Origin of the sequence: Nocardia sp. NPDC058666 (assembly GCF_042714895.1) — a bacterium.
Classification (GTDB): domain Bacteria; phylum Actinomycetota; class Actinomycetes; order Mycobacteriales; family Mycobacteriaceae; genus Nocardia.
In genome coordinates this window covers 1,025,550-1,044,097 of record NZ_JBHXRY010000001.1, presented here as the reverse complement: position 1 = coordinate 1,044,097, position 18,548 = coordinate 1,025,550, and the positions used below count along the sequence as shown (strand labels likewise).

Below are 18,548 nucleotides of genomic sequence, written 5' to 3'. Positions count from 1 at the left end.
ACCACCGCGACTGCAAAGTAGCCAAATCGCCGCACTCGCGTCCAGTGACGCCGAGACGCACTCATCGGAACGCCCCACTGCCGCAAAGGATTTTATTCGCTAGATCGAATGTTCCGCCCGGCTTCACGGTGCTTTCACCATGTTCGATCTCGCTATTTTTGCCGTCAGCTCCATTGTGGAATACCTCACTACCAGTGGCAACGTTGTATGATCGCTCAGCGGTCCCGCCAGCATTGTACCCCGAACTAAGAAACTGATTAAGTGGCTGGCTCGCACGGACTTCTGGCGTTGCATGGGTCGCCGCTTCTTCCTGAAGCGTCTTCAAATTGTAGGCTGCAGATTTTAGTGCCAGATCATCGTTTCCGATCAAATCGGACCATTCATCGTCCTTGAACTGCCCTGGATACCGAGCCTTGGTTTCAAGGAATGGCGCTTCCTTCTGATTTGTCAAACCAATGGAATTCCCAGCGCCGTGCCCCTTGTCGACCCCTTGCCTAGAAAGGTCGTAGCGAAATTGATCGTACGCAGCACCCCTGTTCGGCCCCTCCGCCAGTGGCTTGTAAGAGGATGGGTCGCCTTCGAGCGCTTTGTAGAAGTCCTTATTGAGACCCGAGCGAAGGGGCGCCCCCTCTTGCAACGCCATCGCCAGCACCATACGCGGATCGACTCCAGCTTCGTTGCCGTACTTTACTGCCAGGATCGCCCAAGTCTTCATTTGGGGACCATACGCGTCGAGTGCACTGAGATCTACCGCAGCGAGAGACACCGCCGGATCAGTCCAAGTCGATGTCTTGTCCCACTCGGTACTGAGGACTTCATTATCTTTTTGATTCCCGGATTCCGAGATGAGCGGCAGGCCTATAATCGCCTTAAGTTTTGGGAGACTGTTCAATGCATCATCAGCAACGAACCCCTGCCCATCACGTCCAACCTTCGAGAACACCGCAAACAATGTGCTATTTCTAAGTGTGGCGCTCATGAAAGCCTCAGCGCCAGCAATGTCATCCGCGCCTAGCGCCTCGGACACAGAAACGTGTATGGAAGAGTCGGCCACTGTTGTGACTATTTGTGCAGCGGGTTTGTTCGGGAAAGCACGAGCAGCCGCCGTTGAAAGTTGCTGTCTCGCGGCTACCAGATTGTCGCCGTGGATCCGAGTCTCAGACCCGAGAGTTGTTGCTACAGTGCGAATCTGCTCTGCGGCACTCCGCAGTACATCCAGAGCCTCTTGAATATCGGGCACTTCGGGCGCCTGGACACCGTTGAATGAATCGCGGACAGCTCGCAGAGTACTGGGCGCAGTCATCAACTCCTGGCAGTAGCCGAAATTTTCCCAAGCAAGACCAGTCGTCTCTAGCGCGGCGGCCCGGCCGTTCGGAGCCCCCGTCCACGAACTCGAGGATTGCCCGGCTGGCGCTATTATCGCCCCAGCACCGTTCTCACCGCTCACAACCGGGATCTGCGGGAAGACCGCCGTAGGTGCGACTACACGTACCGGATGCGGTGGCGCCGCACCCTTTTCCGGGTTGCGGTTCGCATTGAACTCGGCAGTATCCCAATTGTAGCCTGCGGCATTGACGATGTCGCCGAAATGTCGAGCAGCATCAGTGTAGTTCTGCAGGACTGTCCTGACGTCGTTGGCATGCACAAGGTACGCCAAGCACCACGGCGCAACCGCCGGATAGTTTCCGCCCATGCCCGGACTAGCAGACAGACCGGGAGCAAGGTCACGAATGACCGCTGCGGATATCTCGTCGGCAAGTGCCGTGAGGTTCTTGGCTGCCGCGTAATAGATATCTGCGTCCACAGCGAGGGGTGCCACTCATCCACCCCGTAGCATGCGCTTGTTGAGGTCGCTCGCATTGGTGTAGCCGCCGTGCGCCGCTTTGGCCGCATCGCTCATTTCGCGAATACCTTCGACGAACTCGCGGGCACCAACCGCCCACTTCCGGTGGGCGGTGTCGTACGCCTCGGCGGCGACAGATTCCCAGCCAGTGCCGAGTAGACTGGCCACCCGATCATCGACTTCGTCGAGATGGTCGTTGATGAATCCAGATAGGCCAGCGAGTTTGGCGACGATGACGTCGAGGTGGTCCAAGTCAACAGTAAAATTTGCCATCACAATCCCTAAAGGTCGAGGCTGAACGTGCCGAGCGCAGCAGCGCTCGCTTCATCGCGTTTGGCGTAGGAATCGGCAGAGACACCGAGCTTCTCTGCCATCTCAGTGAGTGCCCCGATGATTGCGTTGCCGCCAGTGCGCGTCTCGGACCAACCCTCAGCAAACGCCTCAGCGGAGCCGCCTGTCCAGCTCGCACCAGCACAGGCATCGACTTCGCGAGCAGCTGAGTCAAGCGCTTGACGTAGCACGTCCGCCAGACCGTAAACGTAATTGCCGACATCGCGGACCTTTTCCGGCACCACAGACAGCGACGATCCTTCTCCCCCAGGCATGCTCATGGATGCTGATGCTATCCGGCAGGTGGCGGTTGTCCAATTGGGATCCGCGCCGAACTCCGGCCAGCGAGTTCGCGTCACGTAGCCCGGCTGCACTGGTCGATAATATTCCGCCACAACGACTCTCAGTGGCAGATAGTGAGTTCGCACGGCGAACACGATCTTTCCCGCGAGGCACAACCGAGTCGCTTCTCATCCCAGTTCTGCCCCGGTCCGGAGATGTCGGATCGCAGGTACCCGATCGCTACGGGCTTCATCCGGCGAGCGCCGACCGAGGCACGTCGAGCATCGCCCGGCCCGACGGTGTCGCCGTGTAGGCGTTGCCACAGGGCGACAGTTCCCACGCGTCACGGTGGGTGACTTGGCGGAGGAGCCCGTCGAAGTGCAGGATGCGCAGCGCTCGCCTGGTCCTGCGGATGGACAGCCCTGTGTCGGCGGCGATCTGGCGGTCGGTGAGCTGTCCGCCAGGTTGCAGAATGCGCAGAACGAGGGCCTGGTCAACAGTGGACATCATTGCCTCCTGGATTGCGTGTTCTCCCCCGATGCGGGCACGTTCAAGCATCCGATGACGAAAGGCCGAGCAGGAGGGCAAGTTACGGGGCAGACTGCCGCGCGACCCGTTTGCGGGGACCCCGCCGACTACACTCGATCGCGTCCAGAGCCGCGGAGGTCGACATCCCACCGAACGTGCACTTGCAGCAACGACGAGAAGCAACGCCGTCTCGAGTTGTCCCTGATGCGACGATGAGTCGCGCCGAGCTCGCCGAGGCGGTCAACGAATACCTCTGGCGCACAACAGGTCTACGCCGCGATCTGGATGCCCATGCGATCGCCAGATACGAACGCGGTGTCGTCCGGTGGCCGAATTCGGACTATCGCCGCGCGCTCGGCCACATTCTCTGCGCCTCCGATGCCGAGCTCGGATTCGTGCCCGCACGCCGTCACAAGCCCGCCGGCATCTCTCCGGATCGCGCACTCGCGGTCAACCTGTTCAGCCCTTTCGGCCGGTCCCCGGAGTACATCAGTTCCGAGTTCGTCGGCCGATGGGCGGGGCGGATCGGCAAGACCGAGGTCGATGCGATTCGAGCCGCGACGCGGACGGCCGCGTCGACTGAGAATCTGCACGGTGGCGGTTCTTCGTCGGGCACCGCGCACCAGGCGCTCACCCAGTTCGCACCGATGGTGAAGTGCACGGTCAGCGCGAATCTGCGGCGTTCGCTCTTCGAGGCAGTCGGCAATCTCAGCAGCGTCGTGGGTTACACGGCCTTCGACGCCGGCGAGCTCACCGACGCCGATCGGTACTTCCAGTTCGCCCTCTGGTGCGCCGACGCCGCCGGGTCGTGGGATCTGCGGGCCAGCTCCTTGGCCGACATGGCACGTCGAGCGGCATTCGTCGGCGATCCCGACAACGCACTGTCGCTCATCGAACTCGCCCAAGTACGTTCGGACCGACTGACATTCACGATTCGCGCGATGTTGAGTGCCATGCGAGCCCAGTACCTGACGGCCATAGGACACACCGAGGAGGCATTGGCGGAGGTCGCGCGGGCCGACGACATGTTCGCGGCCCGCACACCAGAAGCCGAGCCGCCCTGGATGTGCTACTACGACACCGCCGAGCACCTCGGCAGTACCGGCAAAGCACTGGCGTTGGCCGCGGTGGCATCCAACTCGATCGACATCGCTGCGCCACGCCTACTCGATGCCGTCAACCTGCACAGCTCCGAATATCCACGCTCACGGGCATTTTCGCAGATTCGACTTGCCACTTTGACGATGCAACTAGGAGACCCGCGGCAGGCCGCCGCGATCGGCACGGAGGCGATCGGCCACGCCCGCGGGCTGAAATCGGCGCGCATCTCGACTGAGCTTCGAAGGCTGGCAATGACTGCGGGCAGACACCGCAGCATCACCGTAGTCCGCGAGCTGCGTGAACTCATTTCCACTGCGTCCCTGAGTAACTCGTCGTCATGAGCACCGATGGAACCGGGACTCGGTCAGTCCTCGAGGAGGCGGCGACGATCAGCGGGATCGATCCCGACGGCGCTGTGCTCATTCGCAGGGGATCGAACTCGATCTATCGCATCGGCGACTTGATAGCCCGGATCGGCACCACAGGTGCGGCAGAAGTCGCGCAGCAGGAGCTACGTATTTCACAGTGGCTCAGCCACTCTGGCCTGCCCGCAGTCGAAGCAGCCGACGTCGCCATCCCAATGGTGGTTGTAGACGGTCGTCCGGTCACTTGGTGGAAGCGAATCCCCGACCATCGTCCATCAACTCCGGCCGAACTCGGCGCCGCGCTACAACATCTGCACGACCTGGCTCCCCCGACAGCGTTCGCCCTCCCCGACTACGACCCGTTCCTCGGAATCCGCCAACGGATCGTCGTCGCCGGCGACCTTGCTGTCGAGGACCGCAATTGGCTTCTTGCACATCATGATTCACTACTCGATCACTACATGAACCTCGATCCCCCGGCTGTGCGAGCCGTCATTCACGGCGACGCGTGGCAGGGGAACGTCGTTGTGCCGTCCGACGGGGTTCCCACGATCCTCGACCTCGAGCGCGTCTCGATGGGCCGAAAAGAGTGGGACCTCGTCCAAATCGCCGCCGACTACGTCGATTTCGATCGCCTGTCCTCGCACGACTACGCATCGTTCGTCGACGCGTACGACTGCGATGTCACCGCGCACGGCTCGTTTCGCCTACTCGCGAACATCCAGGAACTGCGCTGGACCGCCTTCGCGTTGTCCCAATCGGAAACGAACGCGAAGGCGAGCGAACAGGTGCGACATCGACTTGCCTGTCTACGTGGCGAAATCGCACGGCCCTGGCGGTGGGAAGCACTCTGAGCTCACCCACGGATCCGCGCGAAGGTTTCCTAACTCAGATCGCACGGCCCGAGGCTGCCCGTAGCCGCGAACGCACACCGCAGCATGTTCTGAGCTACCAACACCCAGAACAGCGGGTTCTCGGGGTCCCTCGGTACAGACGACAGGGACCCCGACCCTGAACTACCGGTTTCGGCCACCGGAACCGGCGCCGAATCAGCACCCGCAACGCCGCTGCCCACACCCATCAGTGCCGCAACGAGCACGCCCGCCACCATCGTCTTACGCATCTTCGCTCTCCATTCGCTTACCGATGGACAATTCTGACTCACTCGCGGTTCAGATGACCGCCATTCGGTGCCCCCAAACTTGGGGTGGTCAGCGGTCTCGACGCGGCGGCCGGGATCCTCGTCGCCATCGAGCCGCGACATACTCGCTGTACCGACCCCCAACTCCACCGAGCAGGCCGCCCTGCTCATCCCCCCGAATCTGTCGGATGCCCGTGGCACACTTCATCTGTGGACCTTGGGGATGAGCGCGCGTTTCGTTCGGATATCTTTCACGTGCTCAGGCAACTGGTGGAGGAGCGGGGCGGTTCGGTCACTCGGGCCGATTTGTTGGAGTTCCAGGTCGGGAATTATCCGATTCAGCTTGTCGACCGCAATCGCGGGATTCGAAACCCCAAGGATCTCGCGTCGACGCTGTCGATCATGTCCAAGCCGGGCAGCCCGTATGAGGACGCGGTGGTCGGTGACTCGTTGTTCACCTATGACTACCGCGAGGGGCGCATCGATGCCGGCGACAACGTCAAGCTCAGGAAATCCGCGGAGACCGGGCTGCCGCTGATTCTGCTTCGGTGGATGAAGGTCGGTCCCGACATTCGGTACCTGCCGATCTTTCCGGTGTACGTCGTCGCCGATGATCCGGCCAATCGCCGGGTGCTGCTCGCGCTCGATGAATCGCTGCGCGTCGTCGGCGATCCGCAACACCTGACCGAGACCGAGCGGCGGTACGTGCAGCGGATGACCAATCAACGCCTGCACCAGCCGCAGTTCCGCAGCCGGGTGCTGATGGCGTACAGGAACCGGTGCGCGGTGTGCAGGCTCGGCCGACCGCAGTTGTTGGAAGCGGCGCACATCATCTCCGATGGCAAAGAGCACGGGATCGCCGACATTCCGAATGGCTTGAGCCTGTGCAAGATCCACCATGCCGCGTACGACCGGAACCTCATGGGGATCTCGCGCGACTATCGGGTTCACATCGGCCCGGCGTTGACCGAAGCCGACAATGAGGGGCCGATCCTCAAGTTCGGGCTCAAAGGCATGAACAACGTTCGCCTCACGTTGCCCGACAAGAAGTCGTTCTACCCCGAGCCGGATCGTCTCGGCGAACGTTTTGACGAGTTCAAGAACGGGGACAAGGGACTTCGGGTCGGCAAGGACGACTTCCAACGAATCGATCCCGTGGTCGTCGGACCGAAGCTGCTGACAACCTAGGCCGGACTGGCGGATTCGTCGTCCACCGGTCCGGCTCAGGGGTCATTCCTCTGTGTCGAAGTCGATAATCGGGGCGGCAGTGGCTGAATTTACAGTGGTGAACCGAACCACCCGGTTGTCGCTGGGGTAGGCCGAGGCCGGAGCGACGAAGCCGAACGCCAGCACCAGTTTGCCCGGATCGATCACCCCGTCCGCGCCCACACTGGCGACGTTGCCCGGCTCGACGACGGCGTGGATCAAGATGGCACCGGTGCGCTCGCCGACGAACCGCTCGGTGTTCGGGTCCTTCGAGTCACCGATGGCCCCGGCGATTCGTAGGGCGATGCTGCGGTGGCGGCTCGTGCTGATCGAGCCGAAGAGCGGGTCGCGACGTCGGTAACGGTCCCATCGGGTGATCAGCCTGCTGCCCACGCGAACTTGCTGATCGCCTTTGTCGCGTTGCGGTGCGAGAACGACCCACTCGTCCACCGCCCGTCCGACTCCGCGCGTGATCGAGCGCAAATATTCGAGGTGCGGGCCGAACTCGCCGGGTGCACGCCACTTCGTTTGCTCCGCGAGATCCAGGAATTCGTCGGGGGCCAGCCTGCCCGTCAGTGCCGTCAGGTAATGCACAGTCGGACTCAGGTCCTTGGCATGTCGTCCGCTCTGCGCAGGGAAGTGATAAGCGAAACGTGTTGTTTCCGTAGACAATTGCTCAAACGTGGGCGTCCACAACGCGGTGTTGTGCCTCAACTGCGGTGCCGAGGTCGGATAGGCAGTCGGCTCCAACCATTTGCCGGGAGAGCGCACTTCGACCAGTTTCGCGTTGTACATCTTGTTCGGGCTGGCCGGCTTCAACTGCGGCAGATGTTGCGAGACCAGCGGCGGCACCTGCGCCGGCGTCACCTGCGGCATTCCGTCGACAAGAACCGAGTACTGCTGCAGCTCGCGGCGGAAGGCATCCTCGTCCCGGCAGACAGCCTCGAACGCGCGCAGCAGGTCGATCCCCTTGGCGCCCGTTCCCGGCTGCTCCCGACCGATGTACAAACGCACCAGATCGCGGTAGCCGGGCCGGAACCCGAACCAGCGGCCCATCTGCATCAACGCCGACATATTCGACGCCCGACGCAAGAAGTACGAGATCGTGAGTCCCTCGACAGTGAAGCCACGGGAAAGCTTTTGACCGCCGACCAGGATCTTCCAGATCTGCCGCTTGTCGAAGTCCGCTTCGCCGGTCTCGATGTCCTTGTCGCTGTTGACGACGATGATCGGCTTCTGGTCGCCGCCAATCCTGAACACAGCGGCTCCGATATATGGTTGCAGCTCAGCGAAACTCGGCGGCACGACGTGCCCGTCCGCACGGACCGCGGACACCTCGGCGAGATCGTTGTCGAACAGTGTGCGCAACCGTTCGTGTCCACTGGGGCCGGAATAGTCGGAGTCCCACCACAATTTGGTGATGCGCCCCAACACTTCTCGGTGATCGAGAGTCCAGCTCGATTCGTGGATCAGCATCGTGTGGTGCTGGAAGTACCCGTCGCCGAGACCGCCGCGCTCCTCGCGATACAGCTTCATCGCCGCGGTGAGCACGAACATATCGATCGCCTGGCGCAATGTCGCGGTGTCGACCTCGTCCAAGCCGTCGACCTGCACGCTGCGCACGTGCGCCTTCTCGTTCGAATTGGCAAACGTGCGTTCGTCTTCGGGGATGTCGTCGTCGAGGTCGTGGAAGTCGCGAGCGCCCATGTAGTTGTGGGGCCGCTCGAGCGAGACGATGAAATCCTTCGGGAAGATATCGGCGGAATCGCTGGGGTCGATGAAGACGTTGGCGTACGGCGTCGCGGTGTATCCGACGTACTGTGCCCGCGGCAGCATCGTCAGCAGCTCGGAGATCTTCTTGTTGATGGCGGTGCGCTCGGCATCCGGCTTCTGCCGTGCGGTGTTCACCGACGCTTCGTCGGACTCGTCATCGATGATCAGGACCGGGATCTCCGCGAGCGGGGTCTTGATCTTCTTCAGGTCCTGAACGAGCTTGCCGAGAACCGTCTTGTTCTTCTTCACCACCATCAACCGCGCAGACGAACGATGCAGGTTGACCGGGTCGTACAGCGGCAGCGCGGGTTGCTGCTTCTCGAACTCGAGCGCGACGATCCCCTGCCGAAGGCTCTTGTAATCGTCGTCGCGGGTCGTCATCCGGACAATGTCGAAGGCGCCCAAAGCCGCAGGCTGACCGCCGAATTTGATGAACTTGCCCTGGTTCCACGCCGGATCGTCGGCGTAGTCCGACTCGAACTCACTGGCGCCACGGAGGATGTTTTCCCAACCCACCAGCTCCATGTCGAGCCGTCGCTGTGTCTGGGCGCGAAGCAGATTCAACGTGCCACCGAGCACGATGACCAGGCGGTACCCCGCGTCGACCGCCTTGGCGATCACTCCGGTGAAGTTCGCGGTCTTGCCCGACTGGACGTAGCCGACGACCAAGCCCTTCGCCTGGAACGCCTCGGGGCGGGACGGATCCGACAGTCGCTCCACGACACTGTCGGTGGCCATGTCCATACTGGCCACCGCGTCATCGGACCAGCCCTTGGCGGACAACAGATTCCGGTACGCCGGCCAGTACCATTCGCGGCCGTATTTCGTGGTCGTGCGATACCAGGGTTCGAACTGCTCGCTGATCACCACGGGCGGCGGTGTTTTCATCACCGGCGCGCAGGCCTCCAACAGCTTGCGCGTGACGGGTTCCAGGTCGAGGAGATCGTAGATGTCGGTGCGCCGCTGGTCAGTTCGCGGTTCGGAAGAGGACCAGGAGGGTCGCTCGGCAAAATCCCAGTGCGTCAACTGCTTTCGCCACATGTCGACCAACTGATCACTGTGCCCGGCTGCCAGTAGAGCGGCACGGAAGTCGTCTTCGTCGGCGTACGACTGCGCCCCAGGCAAGTCGTACACCTGGTATCGCATCGCCCGTGCCAGGCTCTTCGGCTTGCTGCCCGCCAGATCTGCGAGCACGGCCCGATGAAGGTCGAGTCGCGCTGAATCTGACTGCGGTGTCGGCTTTTCCAGCATGATCTACAGTCCCGCCTGGTCGCGCTCGACGCGTGCAGCGGAAATGAGCACCGATTGCCACAGCGCCAGATTGTCCTTGATTCGCGGCCCGTTGCGTTCCTTGCCGAAGACGTCATGCAGCAGAAAGAACATGAGCGCCTTGAGCATTGGAGCGTCATTGAGGCTGCCATTGCGACCGCCCAGCATCGCGGACCGAAACCGCTTGTTGAGCAAAATCATTCGTGCCTCGTTGTCGATGTCGAAGAAGACGTCGTCAGGCAGTGCCCGCCACTCGATGCCGATCGGATCCTCGCCGGGGACCTGCGGAAGTTCGTCGAGGATAGTGTCTTTGACCGCAGGCGCGAATCCGCGCCCCGGCGGAATCACCGCTTTGCGCGTCGAGCCGGATCGTTGACGCGCCTCGCGGTAGACCGTCTGAGCGTCGTTGATGTAGTCGGCGAACGTACGGCCGGAATCATCGGTCGCCGTCTCGATCGCCGAGACGAACTCGGGCGAGACCTCGACGCCTTCCTTCTTCACCGTCAGTCGGAACACGTCCGCGCACGTGCTCGGCAGGTCGACGTCGACCCGCGCCAGCGAGAGGTGCTGCTCAGGCTGCCGATAGTTGTTCCAACCACCGGCCTGCACGATCCGCCCGTGGCGGTAGAAGTAGAAGCCCTGGCGATCGAGCACGCTACCCACCGCCTTGTACTCGCTCACCGACGAACGCGGAGTCCAGATATGCGCGGTGAGCTGGACCTTTCCGATCGAGTCGATGTCGGCGACGAAGGCACGTGGGTAGTCGCGATGACCAGTGACCGGATATCCGAACGGATTCAGGCCGACGACGCCGAGATTGGTGTAGACCGTGCCTGTCTGCACATCCTCCACCGCGATGGTGATGTTGAAGTCCTCACGCGCTAAGAAACGGTGCAACTGCAACCCGAGATGCGCCCCGAGCCGGTTGATCATGCGGTCGAGGTAGCGGCCGGTCTGCGCGCTGCCGACGTTGCGCGGGAAGTCCTTCACACCGTCCCACCGCACAACGGTGCCGTGCCACTCGATCGGGCACTGGTGGTAGCGGTCGATCAGCGACTGGGCATACCGAGGTTCGACGATGTCGCACTGGAAGCCGTCACGCGCCCGCTCCATAACCCACTGCAATCCCGCGGGCCTGGTCTTCCTGGTCCGGCTGACCACGGTGACGGCCGAGGCCTGACTCAACGACGCCGACTTCAAGCCGGTGCCGAACATACCGAGGGAGTTCTCCGCGTAGTCGCGCCGCCCACCGACAGTCATCGCGACTTCGAGTTCGTCCTCGGTCATGCCGACGCCGTCATCGATGATGAGCAGGCTCAACAGGTCGTCACCGTCACGAAGGAAGTGGATGACGACGTCCTTGGCGCCCGCGTCGATCGAATTGTCCACGAGGTCGGCAACGGCCGCCTCGAACCCGTAACCCTGGCTGGTCAAAGCCTCCATGTACCGGGCGTCCGGCGGTAGGTACTTCCGCCCTGTCGTCGGTACATCGAACTGCCAGTCAGCCGTCATTGCCACACCCCGAGTCACCTGCACCGTTGTTGTCGAACGCTCTCCGGATTGATCAGTTGCGGAGTGCGCTGTGTTACATGCGAATCGGAGTGCGACGCGCCGAGGTCGGTAGCTACTCGCTCGGGGGCGTCGCGACCATCCACTCGGCCTTGGCGAGCAGCTCGTCGAAGGTGACTACCTCGGGTGTGGAGAGCTCGCGGCGGTAGAGCTCGAACGACCGGATCTTCTGCTCGTGGTGTCCCCCACTGTCGACGACGAACTGCCCCAGCTGACCGACAACGACGTACGACTTGGGCCGAAACATATACGTCCAATCGCCTGGAATATCGCCACCATCAACGTCTTTCGACTGAAGCCGCTCCTGGATTTCCCTGGAGGCCCGGTGAGCAGTTACCTGGGCTTGTGCCACGGCACCCGTGAGCTCGGACGACGGTTTCCACACTCCGGAGCGGTAGGGCTTGGGCGCGAGCAGGTCCGTCGTATGGGTCTTGAACTCCACGAACGCCATGGATCTGATTCGCCCCGACGTTCGCAGCAACGCATCGGTCCGTTTGCCGACGTCAACGATCGAATAGCCAGCGACAACCTGCTCCAGCAGTTTGTCGTTCCATGAGGTCAACAGTTGCGTCGCCAGCGATGTCCCGAGGATCCACGGATTCTGCTCGAAGAACTGCTGCCAGACCTTCTCCTTGCCACTGCCGGGCAACGCGTCCATCTCGGCACGAAATGCGACGTCGTCGGTCAGCAACTTGCGAAAGCGGTCGACCTGGGCTCGACGGCGAGCCAGTCCGACGACATCCGCGGCCTCGACGTCAGCCGCGATCAGTTCCCGGAACAGGTGCGGGTTCGCTTGATATGCGGCCCTCACCTCTGGTTCCACCCCGGAGCCCGACGGGTGCGAAAGATCGAATGCTTCACACAGGATGTCGACCAGAGTCTCGGCCACGGTCTGGCCGAACTGCATGGACTGGCTGCTCTTCGGCGGGGACGCTCGATGCTTCGATCCGTGGGTCGTCAGGTGGATGATTCGCCTGCCGTCTTCGTCTTCTATGACTTGGTATCCACAGTCGACACTCTTCTCCGCCTTCTGTGGAACGATCCGCTGATTGTTCTCGATCATGCCGTCGATCCATGCCATCGTGACGATCCCCCCGCATCGAACTTCATTCACCTGCAATGCTTTTCATGCCGCGTCCGTGCGAATTCTCGATGGCGGGGCGATCGGATGTCAATGGGTAGCGGATGCGGTGAGGCCCCTGATGGCCTGCCTCCGAGGAACCCTCCCACAGAGGCCGACGATCGCCTATCACAATGAGAATGAATCCGTTTGATATTGAACAAACTGTAACGAATCTCACCTCTCTATCGAACAACAAGAGAGATGACCGACCGGGCTACAACCCCGGCCAAGGTCGCCTCAACAGGCCTCGAACACGACGGGAACACCACGTCGCCCGGCCACTTGCCCGATCGCGGATCCTAAAGACCAGAAGTGGAGTCCCCGTCATGAACCGCACGCCTTCGGTCGCCCTCGCCGCCTTCGGCGCCAGTGCCGCCCTCTTCCTGAGTGCCTGTTCCTCCACCGAGAGTGAGCCCACACCGACCGCACAGCAGCGCGTCTTCCCCGCCACCGCGCAGGAGGAGGCAACTACGACCCCCGAGGTCGACAGTGTCGACCAGATATACCTTGCCGTGCTCGAGGCGGAAGGCATTACCGAGTTGCGCAACAGCAACGTCGACCTGGTCACCTTCGGCAAGGACGTGGTGTGCGCGACGTTCATCGAGGAAGGCAGCCCCAGCCTGGCCTTTGCCCTTGGCGCCTCCCTGGCCGCCGTTGACCAGTTCGACAGCGCAGAGGACGCCGCATACGTGGTCGGTGCGGCCGTAGCCACCTACTGCCCCCAGTTCAACTATCTGTTCGAGCAGTGATCACCTACCCAACCTGCCCAACCTGCGCGCCAGGGTGAGTTGGGACTGACCATCCGATGAAACGCAGGGATTCTGTCAACACGACGGAATTGACTTTGCGCCAAATTCCGCCCATCTTCACCGGTGCACAGCGGAAGGCAATGGGCTCGTGAGGGATTCGAATGATGGTCGGCGAAAAGACCGCCGCTACCCGCTGATTCAGGATCCGCTTCGCGCGCCCCGACCGGCCACACACAACCAGGTAGCGCTCAAGTCGACGGCGCTGGGCATACTTGATGCTGTGACCGATTGGGAGCCAGTGCGTTACGTCTCTGCCGACGAGATCTTGGCCAACCAGACCCCGAAGGGTGGGTTCACTCAGGCCGTGCTGGCCAGCTGGGGTGTGCCCTGGCCGCCGCCCAAAGGGTGGAAAAGGGCTGTGTCAGACCAGGATCGGTGGTCCGAGGATTTGACGACTTTTCTTGGATAGCCGAAGGCTATGGTACGGTCGGCCTACAAGTCAGGCCCCGGAGGTGCGTCAACACCGCCGAGGCCCTGGGCGAGAATCTGGGTTCAGCAGACTCAACGCCGTGGGCAGCAGCCTACCGATGATTCTGGCATCTCCGCCAATCTCCCCCCTTGCCGCTGTGCGCCCGGGCGAGTTGTGCGGGTGATGCGCCTCACTCGCGCAGTCGTCGCCCGTCAGAGGGGCCGCTGCAACCATTCCGATGACACAGAGTCGGCCGGTAAAGGCGGACTCGGACGGCTCCACCGTGGTTGGTGGCATGGATACCGGGGTTCCCCTGGGTGTTCCCGACTCTGTGCAGAATCCCAGTCCCGGCCCTTGCCGAGTAATTTCCGGTGGGCGTGCATCACCAAAGCGACCGTAGCGGCGACCGACCGGCGGAGCTCGCGTCACGGGTGCACCTGTACCTCGCGGTACCGGGGTACCCCTGCACTCCCTTCGCTCCCCCGCTCCCAGCGGGGTTTCGGTCCGCCGGTCGCCGGGTGGGTCGAGAACGGCCAGTCCAACTACCGGTGCTGCCAGACCTTCACCGCGGACGCGAGCAGTAAGCCGACCAAGATCGGGATGAGGACGGGGCTGGGGACGACGCCGAGGAGTAGGCCGCCGACTATGGTTCCGGCGATCGAACCCGCCGCCATTGTGAGGACGAAACGTTTGTTGGCGTATAGGATTTGGAAGCTGGCGTCGCGGGTGTAGCGGGCGAAGGCCACCAGCATTGTCGGTAGCGAGACCATCAGGGACAGGGTTCCGGCGGTTTTGATGTCGACGGCGAACAGCAGCACGATTGTCGGGATCAGCAGCTCACCGCCTGCAACGCCCATCAGGGCGGCGACCGTTCCGATGCCGACGCCCGCGATGACCGTGACGACGAATCGCGGGATCGGCGGGAGGTCGAGCGTGCCGATGGGGCCGAGATGGGTGGCGGCCAGGGCGGCGGCGATGAGGACCAGCAGCACCGCCAGGACGCGGTAGAGGGAGCGGGAGCGCATGCGGGTGGCCCAGGAGGCGCCCAGCCACGCGCCGACGAGACTGCCGAGCAGGAGGTTGGCGGCGATCGGCCAGTGGGTGGTGATCTGGTTGTGCGGCAGTGTCAGTAGGCGGACCGGAAGTGCGGTGAGCACTACGAGCAGGCTCATCGCCTTGTTCAGAATCACCGCGTGCAGGGCCGCGAAGCCGAACAGACCGATCAGCACCGGCAGACGGAACTCCGCGCCGCCCAGGCCGATCAGCCCGCCGAGGACACCGATCAGCGCGCCCGCCACGAACACCAGTCGGAGCAGGGTGCGCCTTGCGGTGTCGTTCACAGGGCCAGACAGTACTGGTCGGCGAGTTCACGTCCGTTCACATGTACAGGGGACTGCATTTTCGTTGTCGTGCACCGCAATTCGCGCCATCCGGGGTGGTTTGCCCGCAAGGTTTCGCACCCGCCGGACCTCGCCCCAACGGTCACGTGCTGACGAGCTTGTCGTATTCGAAGTCCGCCGGAAGCCTTGGGATGCCCCCCGCCAACGGAATAGGGTTTTCGGGCCAAACTCGCACTGACATGCTCTGTACCACTTCACGCATGTAGGGAGCGATGTCTCGAAGGGCTTGGTTGGCAATCCGTTTGATCCCGGCACGATCGAGCGAACCCATGAACGCGGTCGTGTCAGTGACATTGCCGCGCGTAGGCGCATCCTCGCCAGAGGGCACGATCGCAACCTCGTAGATCGCCGCGATGTTCGCCTCGACCGCGCGCGGATGATCATCTCTGGCAAGCAGTTTGACCGCTACAACAACCCGACTGTCGGGTTCAGCACCCAAATCGACAGTGACCGAGCCTTCTTCTCCGACCCAGTCCGGTGGCGAACCGCCTTCCCACCGCTCGACATGGACAGACCGCGTCTCGACTCGGTCCAACCGAATAGCGAATCGCAGTGCCGACGCACGGTCGCGAGGACTCGGACCCGCTGAGGCCTCGACCCGATCACCATTCACAACGCAGCTGCTTCTTGATCGACCATCCAGTCGCCTGCGGACGGCTCGGCGAGTGAACTATCGGGAATGAAGCCGCCGATGCTGAGTGCCGAGGGCTGCATGGTGGCGTGCCACACGAATGCCTCGCCGACCGAAGGCAGCAGAGGAAGCGCCCGTGCCTCCATTGGTTCTGCACGCAACGTGAGTGCAGCGCCAACCGCATGTGCGTACCGCAACACGACATCGAAGGTCGGGTTACTGGTCTCGATATCCGCCTCGAACCGACTGATCCCGGAGCGATTGATGCCGATCGCATCGGCAACCTTCGCCTGCGGGATGCCGCGCTGCACCCGGATACCAATGAGATCGTTGAACAGTCGTCGCCGGGCCTGCGTCAACTCCATCGCGTTTCTGATGTAGTCATCGCTGGTCAGATCCAACTGCTCGGTCTGCTTCCGCCATGGCCTCATACGTTGCACTGTAGCGCAACATATGAGCCTGCGAGCCTGTTGTGACCTACCTGGAACCGCGAGGAAACGGCGCCCAACGGAAGCCCTGGCTGCGAAAATAGGTCTTGAGGAAGCGCATCGCCTGCGTAATGTGCTGACGCTGGCGGCCGCGATTCTGGACCACGCTCAGCTTCGCCCTCTTGCTGTCGCGAAGTGAGATGCCGACCACCAGGACCTGGTGATTGATCGGCTCACCGAAGTACAAGCGCCACTGGGTGCCCTTCTTTCCGCTGGCCTTCAACTCGCCTAGCCATGGCGCGTCGGGCTCATTCGTCGGTGCGAACTCGAGTGGGCATCGGTAGTCCACTGGTGCACGGTAGGTGCTCGATCCGAGGCCGCTGTTCTCGGACTCCTGGATCTGCCCCTGGAGATTGCCGAAGGCGAAAGGGTCGGAGGCTCGAAGCTGAGCGAGCCCAGCATCCGCGTCCGGCGTGTGCTGCCAAGCGCAACCACCGCGAATGACCCTGTCGCCGTGCGGGTACGTGCAGTCTTCGGAATTCACTCGACCCCTTCGAGCAGGTGACGGTAGGGTTGCCCGCTGACGAATACTACCGGCTGGACTGAGAACACGATCCTTCGTCGCACCGGCTCCGCTCTCGACGACAGCACTGCGGGTCATCGCGGATGATGGTCAGCGAGAACAGATCTCGAACAGTTGACCAGGTTCGATAAGTTCGGGTCCACTGGTGCCGTGGTGCGGATTGCGCGTCGAGCCGGGCGTGCTGGAGACTCTCGACGTGTCCGACGCCCTACGATGCCAGTAGGTTGCCCGATTACGCATAGCCTCGAAGTTGTACGTCAAGATACTGACCCCGCAGGGGTTTACCCTGCGGGGCACAGTGATTCGACAATTCACTACCGGCGGATCGTCGGAGAGGTCGCGCCCGTAGATCGAGGATGGCTTGCCGCCATAACCACCACGCGAGTTGCGCCACCGTCCGTTCAGCGAGGCCCGACACTGCTCAACAGGTGCTGGGTGCGGGCTTCGCGGCGAATCGGTCGGACAGGTAGGTCAGGGCCGTCGGTAAGCCCACCACTGCTTCGGTGCCGTGCTCGCCCACTGGGTTCTCCACCAGCTGCACCGGAACCCCTGCGGTGCAGTACTTTTCGGCCAGTGCGCGCGCCGCTTCGATGGGGGCGAACTCGTCGGCGACAGCGTGATGGATCAGCACTGGCGCGGCTGGTAGGCCGGGAATGAACAGCGGGCTGGCCGTGCGCATCACGTTGCTCAGTTCGGGGTTGTTCGTGAGGGATCCGGGCCAGGCTTCCAGTGTCGCCGCATCGAGGAAGGGGTGGGCGAGACCGGCGTCGAGTAGGCAGTCGGACTGGCTTGCGGCCAGTATCGCGCGGCCTGATTCGTTGAGGTATTGAGCCACGTCGGCTTCCGGATACGACCGGTTCAACCCCACTAGGCCGACCGCGACCGCACCGCCGGCGATGCCACCGCTGAAGTCGGAGATGGTCGACTCCAGGTCCGCGACGACCCCGCCCAGTGCCACGCCGGACAATCGCAGATCAGGGGCGTAGGTGCTGTGCGCTTGCGCGGCGACGGCGGTGGCCTGCGCTCCGCCGGAGTAGCCCCACATGCCGATCGGTGCCGCGGGGTCGATGGCAGCGGGTGTGAACGCTGTGGCGGCGCGAATGCCGTCCAGTACGCCGTGGGCGGCGCCGTCGGCACCGAACAGGTCGGAGTCGGGTCCGAGGTAGTCCGGCACGACCAGGGCCCAACCTTGTTGCAGCGCAAGTCCCATGATGCCGGTCTCGATGTACGCGTTGCTCGGGCCGCCGTCGAGTCCACCGCGCAGCGCGTACGAGGGTGCGCACTTCGCGCCGACACCGTCTTCGGCGACCTGATACGACAGCAGCGGACGCGGGCCACTTCCCGTCCACTGCCCCTGTGGCACAAGCACTGTCGCGACGAAGGCACGGGGGGAGCCATCGTTGTCGATCGTCTTGTATTGCACCTGCCACGCATCCGCGGGCAGCGGGAGTCCGAACGTCTGCGGTTCGATCGTCCGGGACGCGAGCACTGTTCCGTTGGGTAGGTCCGCGAGTCCGGTCGGCTCGGTGTAGAAGGAATCCTGTTGCGGCAGCGGCACTGCCGCGGCCCCACCCGCGCACACTGCTACCAGCGCGAAAACCGCGCCGACCGCTGCCGCACGCAATGTCGCGATCTTCGCTGCCCGCATCACGAACTCCCACGCCATGAAACTGTTCCGGTTACGTCCAAGAGCGTAGATCATTCTACGGTGGCCCGTATCACAGTTGGGGAACCGAGAGGAAGCGGCGGCCATCGCCG

At 62.7% G+C, this 18,548-nt stretch carries 17 protein-coding genes; 4 read left to right on the top strand and 13 right to left on the bottom strand.

Going from position 1 to position 18,548, the window contains the following annotated elements:
• Positions 1-61: 61 nt before the first annotated feature.
• The 4 genes from ACFWVD_RS04765 to ACFWVD_RS04750 all read right to left on the bottom strand — a co-directional run bounded on the left by ACFWVD_RS04765 (position 62) and on the right by ACFWVD_RS04750 (position 2,962).
• Positions 62-1,804 carry a hypothetical protein gene (locus ACFWVD_RS04765; protein WP_379240589.1) on the bottom strand — a complete coding sequence of 581 codons (1,743 nt, stop codon included), beginning with the start codon at positions 1,802-1,804 and terminating at the stop codon, positions 62-64.
• A gap of 15 nt (positions 1,805-1,819) precedes the next feature.
• Positions 1,820-2,116, bottom strand: a complete 297-nt coding sequence (locus tag ACFWVD_RS04760; RefSeq protein WP_379240588.1) for a WXG100 family type VII secretion target — start codon at positions 2,114-2,116, stop codon at positions 1,820-1,822.
• Positions 2,117-2,124: 8 nt separating this feature from the next.
• Positions 2,125-2,454 (bottom strand): WXG100 family type VII secretion target, encoded by a 330-nt coding sequence (locus ACFWVD_RS04755; RefSeq protein ID WP_379240587.1) that lies wholly within the window; start codon positions 2,452-2,454, stop codon positions 2,125-2,127.
• Positions 2,455-2,704: 250 nt separating this feature from the next.
• Positions 2,705-2,962, bottom strand: coding sequence for a hypothetical protein (locus tag ACFWVD_RS04750; RefSeq protein WP_379240586.1), 258 nt, complete (start codon positions 2,960-2,962; stop codon positions 2,705-2,707).
• 233 nt (positions 2,963-3,195) lie between these two features.
• On the opposite strand from ACFWVD_RS04750, the gene ACFWVD_RS04745 reads away from it, so the two are divergent.
• Both ACFWVD_RS04745 and ACFWVD_RS04740 read left to right on the top strand, forming a co-directional pair.
• Entirely contained in the window at positions 3,196-4,425 is a 1,230-nt protein-coding gene (locus ACFWVD_RS04745) for an XRE family transcriptional regulator (protein ID WP_379240585.1), read from the top strand.
• Positions 4,422-5,303, top strand: coding sequence for a phosphotransferase enzyme family protein (locus tag ACFWVD_RS04740; protein ID WP_379240584.1), 882 nt, complete (start codon positions 4,422-4,424; stop codon positions 5,301-5,303). Before ACFWVD_RS04745 ends, ACFWVD_RS04740 begins: the two co-directional genes overlap by 4 nt.
• 29 nt (positions 5,304-5,332) lie before the next feature.
• On the opposite strand, the gene ACFWVD_RS04735 is transcribed toward ACFWVD_RS04740, so the two are convergent.
• Positions 5,333-5,572, bottom strand: a complete 240-nt coding sequence (locus tag ACFWVD_RS04735) for a hypothetical protein (protein WP_379240583.1) — start codon at positions 5,570-5,572, stop codon at positions 5,333-5,335.
• Between the two features lie 84 nt (positions 5,573-5,656).
• Here ACFWVD_RS04735 and ACFWVD_RS04730 point away from each other — a divergent pair, with 84 nt between their 5' ends.
• The gene (locus ACFWVD_RS04730; RefSeq protein ID WP_379240582.1) at positions 5,657-6,778 is read left to right on the top strand and encodes an HNH endonuclease; all 1,122 of its coding nucleotides are present in this window, start codon (positions 5,657-5,659) and stop codon (positions 6,776-6,778) included.
• Between the two features lie 42 nt (positions 6,779-6,820).
• Here the strand turns inward: ACFWVD_RS04730 and ACFWVD_RS04725 are convergent, their stop codons facing one another.
• The 3 genes from ACFWVD_RS04725 to ACFWVD_RS04715 form a co-directional block, all read right to left on the bottom strand.
• Positions 6,821-9,763 carry a Z1 domain-containing protein gene (locus ACFWVD_RS04725; RefSeq protein ID WP_379240581.1) on the bottom strand — a complete coding sequence of 981 codons (2,943 nt, stop codon included), beginning with the start codon at positions 9,761-9,763 and terminating at the stop codon, positions 6,821-6,823.
• A 60-nt stretch (positions 9,764-9,823) separates the two neighbouring features.
• On the bottom strand, positions 9,824-11,350 hold the full coding sequence (locus tag ACFWVD_RS04720) for an ATP-binding protein (protein WP_379240580.1): 1,527 nt from the start codon (positions 11,348-11,350) through the stop codon (positions 9,824-9,826).
• A gap of 112 nt (positions 11,351-11,462) precedes the next feature.
• A complete protein-coding gene (locus ACFWVD_RS04715) occupies positions 11,463-12,488 on the bottom strand; it encodes a Shedu immune nuclease family protein (protein WP_379240579.1) in 1,026 nt (341 codons plus the stop codon).
• A gap of 368 nt (positions 12,489-12,856) precedes the next feature.
• On the opposite strand from ACFWVD_RS04715, the gene ACFWVD_RS04710 reads away from it, so the two are divergent.
• The gene (locus ACFWVD_RS04710; RefSeq protein WP_379240578.1) at positions 12,857-13,279 is read left to right on the top strand and encodes a DUF732 domain-containing protein; all 423 of its coding nucleotides are present in this window, start codon (positions 12,857-12,859) and stop codon (positions 13,277-13,279) included.
• A gap of 1,011 nt (positions 13,280-14,290) precedes the next feature.
• On the opposite strand, the gene ACFWVD_RS04705 is transcribed toward ACFWVD_RS04710, so the two are convergent.
• The 5 genes from ACFWVD_RS04705 to ACFWVD_RS04685 form a co-directional block, all read right to left on the bottom strand.
• Complete coding sequence (locus ACFWVD_RS04705) at positions 14,291-15,088, bottom strand: sulfite exporter TauE/SafE family protein (RefSeq protein WP_379240577.1); 798 nt, start codon at positions 15,086-15,088, stop codon at positions 14,291-14,293.
• A 142-nt stretch (positions 15,089-15,230) separates the two neighbouring features.
• Entirely contained in the window at positions 15,231-15,683 is a 453-nt protein-coding gene (locus tag ACFWVD_RS04700) for a hypothetical protein (protein ID WP_379240576.1), read from the bottom strand.
• A gap of 74 nt (positions 15,684-15,757) precedes the next feature.
• A complete protein-coding gene (locus tag ACFWVD_RS04695; protein ID WP_379240575.1) occupies positions 15,758-16,210 on the bottom strand; it encodes a helix-turn-helix domain-containing protein in 453 nt (150 codons plus the stop codon).
• 46 nt (positions 16,211-16,256) lie between these two features.
• Positions 16,257-16,751 carry a hypothetical protein gene (locus ACFWVD_RS04690; RefSeq protein ID WP_379240574.1) on the bottom strand — a complete coding sequence of 165 codons (495 nt, stop codon included), beginning with the start codon at positions 16,749-16,751 and terminating at the stop codon, positions 16,257-16,259.
• A gap of 460 nt (positions 16,752-17,211) precedes the next feature.
• Positions 17,212-18,456, bottom strand: a complete 1,245-nt coding sequence (locus ACFWVD_RS04685) for a lipase family protein (RefSeq protein ID WP_379240573.1) — start codon at positions 18,454-18,456, stop codon at positions 17,212-17,214.
• Positions 18,457-18,548 lie beyond the last annotated feature (92 nt).